The 4,679-nt window shown below is 38.2% G+C and carries 5 protein-coding genes; 3 read left to right on the top strand and 2 right to left on the bottom strand.

Annotation, left to right across the window (positions count from 1 at the left end):
* The 3 genes from AC1DRF_RS17255 to AC1DRF_RS17245 form a co-directional block, all read left to right on the top strand.
* A partial coding sequence (locus AC1DRF_RS17255) for a TolB family protein (RefSeq protein WP_477741245.1) occupies positions 1 to 543 on the top strand: 543 nt, incomplete at its 5' end.
* A gap of 161 nt (positions 544 to 704) precedes the next feature.
* Complete coding sequence (locus AC1DRF_RS17250) at positions 705 to 1,466, top strand: M15 family metallopeptidase (RefSeq protein ID WP_477741244.1); 762 nt, start codon at positions 705 to 707, stop codon at positions 1,464 to 1,466.
* A gap of 115 nt (positions 1,467 to 1,581) precedes the next feature.
* Positions 1,582 to 2,253 carry a DUF421 domain-containing protein gene (locus tag AC1DRF_RS17245; RefSeq protein WP_013057585.1) on the top strand — a complete coding sequence of 224 codons (672 nt, stop codon included), beginning with the start codon at positions 1,582 to 1,584 and terminating at the stop codon, positions 2,251 to 2,253.
* Positions 2,254 to 2,281: 28 nt separating this feature from the next.
* Here the strand turns inward: AC1DRF_RS17245 and AC1DRF_RS17240 are convergent, their stop codons facing one another.
* Together AC1DRF_RS17240 and AC1DRF_RS17235 are read right to left on the bottom strand one after the other, a co-directional pair.
* Complete coding sequence (locus AC1DRF_RS17240) at positions 2,282 to 3,016, bottom strand: polysaccharide deacetylase family protein (RefSeq protein WP_052500338.1); 735 nt, start codon at positions 3,014 to 3,016, stop codon at positions 2,282 to 2,284.
* A gap of 83 nt (positions 3,017 to 3,099) precedes the next feature.
* On the bottom strand, positions 3,100 to 4,377 hold the full coding sequence (locus AC1DRF_RS17235; RefSeq protein ID WP_477741243.1) for a polyamine aminopropyltransferase: 1,278 nt from the start codon (positions 4,375 to 4,377) through the stop codon (positions 3,100 to 3,102).
* Between the last annotated feature and the right edge of the window lie 302 nt (positions 4,378 to 4,679).

Below are 4,679 nucleotides of genomic sequence, written 5' to 3'. Positions count from 1 at the left end.
GAAGGAAAGCTTTCTAAAGCAAATGTAAAAGGAGAAGCAGAATCTCTGTTACACAGAGACGATCGAATCTTAGATGCAGTTAAAGGAATAGGTGGCATTTATTATATTGGTGTAAACAACCAGCTTTTTTTTCTTCATAACGAACAGACGGATCCTGAAAAAATMCGAGATAATGTGATTTCGATTATCCCGTCTCCAAACGGAAAACAATTAGCGCTCGTTCAGCAAAAAGATGCCCAAACGAGAACGCTGTCTATCACAGATTTAAAAGGAGCAGAGGCCTTTCAGCTTGCTCTGTCCACTCAAATTTTCGGCGTAAGCTGGTCTCCCGACGGTTCGAAATTAGCTTATAACTTTATTTCTGAAAAAGAGGGAGATAAAGGGATATTCATAGCAGATGGATTAACAGGAGATGTTACACACTTAAACGTAAATTTAGACTATGCCGCTGATCAGCTTGCTTGGAGTCAATCAGGAAATAAACTAGTTGCATCGAGCTTTACGCAAAATCAAGTTCATACGTATATTATCTTTTTGAAATAGACTGCTTAGGCAGTCTATTTCTATTTTTTCACACCTTGAATTTTTTTAAGAGTGTTTACAAGTTTGAAACAACTGAATAACAGACAGAAACATTTATATTTTATCCTTTCTGTATAGGCTTTTGTAGCGCATCAAAAGCCGTTTGAAAGGAGTAAGACATCATGAAATACTTTTTATTTATTTGTTCTTTAGCTTTTACGCTGATGATAGCAGGGTGCGGAACAAGCAATTCTTCATCAAAGCCTGCCAGAGAATTCACAAAAAATGGACAGGCTCAAAAACTAGAAAGCTCATCAGCTTCTCCAACTTTAACGAAACCTAATGTAGACGAAACAGTGGTAATAGCCAATCCAGGATCGGTTACGGCTTTAGTTAATAAAAAGCATCAGCTTCCTGAATCCTACCAGCCTTCCGATTTAGTCTATGCCGACGTTCCGTTTATCTTCAACGAAAAAATAGAAAAACGAATGCTTAGAAAGCCTGCAGCACAAACGCTTGAAGAACTTTTTCGAGATGCTGAAAAAGAGGGAATCAGCTTACTTGGTGTATCCGGTTATCGATCTCACGAGCGTCAAAAAGAGCTTTTTGCATTTTACGTAAAGCGAGACGGAGAAGAACAAGCACGCACCTATAGCGCCTACCCTGGAACAAGTGAACACGAAACGGGACTAGCAATCGATGTCACGGGAGGAAGTGGAATGTGTGCTGCCGCAGACTGCTTCGGTGCTACATCAGAGGCTCATTGGCTTTCAAAAAATGCGTATCACTACGGATTCATTATTCGATACCCTGAAGGTGAAGAACAGGTTACCGGCTATAAATACGAACCATGGCACCTTAGGTATGTAGGGAAAAAAGCAGCCGCATCCATTTTTAATCAATATGCAACGTTAGAAACCTATGCAAGTAAGAAAAAAGCTTAATCAAAAGTTCTATAACTGGAGAAAGAAGGAAAGAAAAATAAAAAATCAGGTTTATCACTCTCACATATGATACAAACTGATACTATAACATGCTTGCTATAGAGGAAGGGTATCGATGTATAAAGATATTGCGATTGAACTGATATGTGGATTTTTAGCGCTATTTATTATGCTGAAGCTTTTAGGTAAGACGCAGTTTGCTCAAATCACTCCGTTTGACTTTATTACCACGCTTGTCCTGGGAAATATTGTGGGGGACGCAGCTCTTGAAAAAGGAGTAGAGCTAACTGAAATTCTTTACAGCGTTTTGATTTGGGGGCTTCTGATCTACGCAGTGACAAAGCTATCTCAAACCTTTACAGGATTTAGAGGGATTCTTGAAGGAAAGCCTTCAATGATTATTTATAAAGGGAAAATCCTTTATAAAGAGCTTAAGAAAAACAACTTGGACTTGAATCAGCTTCAGCATCTAATGAGACAGCAAGGGTATTTTTCACTGTATGAAGCAGAATACGTCATTTTAGAAACAAATGGAGAGGTGAGCGTCGCTCCTAAACATGAATTCGGCCCTCCGACGAAAAATGATTTAAACATCCCTTATTCTCAAACCAATTTACCGATTGCTTTAATCATGGATGGAAAAGTAGTGCCTGGTAATTTGAAAGAAGCAAACGTAGACGAAAAATGGTTAAAAAAACAGCTTGCAATCAAGAAAATTAAAAAATACAGCGAAGTTTTTTATGCTGAATGGCAGCAAGAGCGAGGACTAGAGATAACAAAATTCTAAAAACCCTTTCCTTAAAAGGAAAGGGTTTTTAGCTTTCTTTTAATAGCTTAGCAAAATCTTCAATCGTTGTAGAATACGTGACGTACAGACGGGGAATAAGATAGTTTTCATCCTTTTGTCCGCTCTCAGTGAAAAATTTTGGAATTGTTGAAAGACCAAATGTATAATTCTTTTTTGTTTCTTCCACTACGCGGCTATTGACCTTTCCGTAAGGGTAAGCAAGAGCAATAACGGGCTGGCTCGTAATGGCTTCAATTTTTCGTTTTGAATTACCTAGCTCATAGGATAAATTTTTCGTCTTAGTTAAATCCGGATGAGTAGCAGTATGAGACTGAATAGAAAAAAATCCTGAATCAACAAATTTTTTTAAATCCGCTGGCGACAAACGGTTGGGACGGCCGATAAAATCTGAAATCACAAAAATTGTAGCCGCTGGATGAAATTGAGTGCTGGCTGCTCTTTGAAAAATGGGCAAGATAGTAAGATTATTTTTATATCCATCGTCAAATGTAATAAATATAGGTTTTTTCACATGCGTTAGTTCCTGCCATTTTTCAAATGTTAGCGGCGTATATCCTTGCTTTTTAAGATAAAGAAGTTGTTTCTCAAAATTTTCAGGCGTCACATACAGTTCTTTTTCCCCGTGGCCTGTGTAGGTATCAATAGAATGGTAAATCAATACAGGCACTTTCACTTGGCTAAAAGCGGGGGAAGGGAAAATAACAGTTAGCACTAAGATAACAAAAACCGAAATTTTTCTCATAACAATCCTTTCTGTTGCACAGTGGTGACGAGACTGTTTTAGTATGTCAAAAGAAAAGGAATGTATAAGCCAAGCTTTCTTTTTTACAAATATAAGCCTTCTTTTTTAAATATTTTATGCAGAACCAAGTGCTCAGCAGAGTTCACAACTGCAAACTGTTTTTTGGAAAGAGAATGGGGAGAAAAACGCATTAACTTAGTAAAGTCTGACGGCAGCGTAGTAGATGAAACATCAGTAGAGAGTATAGGGGCAGACAAAGGTGTTTTCGAGCCGATGTGAAACCCCCAATCTCCAAAAGAAGGAATAATGGTGTGGTAGCTCAACGTATAAAACTGAGAAGCTTTCATCGTCTTATTAATGCTCCAAAAAACGATAGGTGTGTCTCTAGGAGAATTTGACTGACATACGACCAAGCCGCTGCGCGATAGTGAACGGTGGAGAAGTGCGTAAAATTCTTTTGTATAAAGAGCACTTATTTTTTCGTTAGTAGGATCAGGAAAGTCAATAATGATGATGTCATAACACGCTGAATTCAAAGAGAGGTAGTCAACAGCATCTTGAATATAAACGGTGACACGAGAATCTTCAAATGAGCGTTGATTTAACTTCTTTAATTCTTCTACATTCATCGCAGCATTTAYAACGTCAGCATCTATTTCCACAAGGTCTATTTCTTTAACTTCTTTATATTTAAGGACTTCTCGTAAAGCTAAACCATCTCCACCGCCTAGAATAAGAATGCGGTGAGGACGTAAGGAAGCTGCAAAGATAGGGTGTACAAGAGCTTCATGGTACGCATGTTCATCCAATGAACTAAATTGCAGCTGTTCATCCAAATACATTCGAATATCCGATGCTTTAATCAGCTGAATATCTTGAATACGGTTTTTTTGATGAAACAAAATGTCATGCTGGCCTGATAAGAGTTGCTTTAGACTAATGTGATCTGAGTCATCTCCACGATTGAGAAGACGAGTGTTTTCAGCATGCTGACGATTTTTTGTTGGAGTTTCGGCGTATTGAATTCCGCGAGAAATCGAATACACAACAGCTTTTTTTGAAGCTAATTGCTTCAGCAACGCATAACCGATTTCAATTATTTTTTTGTCTCCGCACGTATAAAAATCTAATGAAGCGTAGTTTTCCTCCGGCCACGTATGAATAGACAAGTGAGAGGTAGCTAATACGAGAATGCCTGTAATGCCTTGGGGCGTAAACTGGTGAAAATAACAGTGCAAAACTTCCATCTCTGCATCTAGTGCAGCTTCAACAAGAATTCTCCTTAAGAGTGAAGGGTCGTTTAATATCACTTCATCGCATTCGAACGCATCCATTAGCAAGTGTTTGCCTTTAATATCCACTACTTCAGCCTCCTTTTTGAGCATTATTTTCACTATCTTATGAAACTTTTTCAAAAAAGGAAACGTAAGCATGTTATTTTATGAATATTTTCGGGAAATAACAAGTTATCTTCCCATAGAAAAGAAGATGGGACAGACGTGTTTTCTATGGKAAGATCCGAACAATCAATCCAGATTCTTAACGGAGAATTCAACTCGTTCAGATTTTTTCATTGTGATGGTGAACGTAGATTTACCGTATGTAATAGCTGTTAATTGTAGGGCAAGGCAAAGACTCCTGCGGGAAAAGCGGAACAGGTGAG

The sequence above is a fragment of the Priestia sp. P5_B4 genome, assembly GCF_056400385.1.
The sequence above is the reverse complement of the archived record's forward strand: the minus strand, read 5'-3'. Positions and strand labels throughout refer to the sequence as shown.

Coding starts and splice junctions, on each gene's coding strand:
- AC1DRF_RS17250 (WP_477741244.1), top strand. CDS start 705: ATGAAATACTTTTTATTTATTTGTTCTTTAGCTTTTACGCTGATGATA.
- AC1DRF_RS17245 (WP_013057585.1), top strand. CDS start 1,582: ATGTATAAAGATATTGCGATTGAACTGATATGTGGATTTTTAGCGCTA.
- AC1DRF_RS17240 (WP_052500338.1), bottom strand. CDS start 3,016: ATGAGAAAAATTTCGGTTTTTGTTATCTTAGTGCTAACTGTTATTTTC.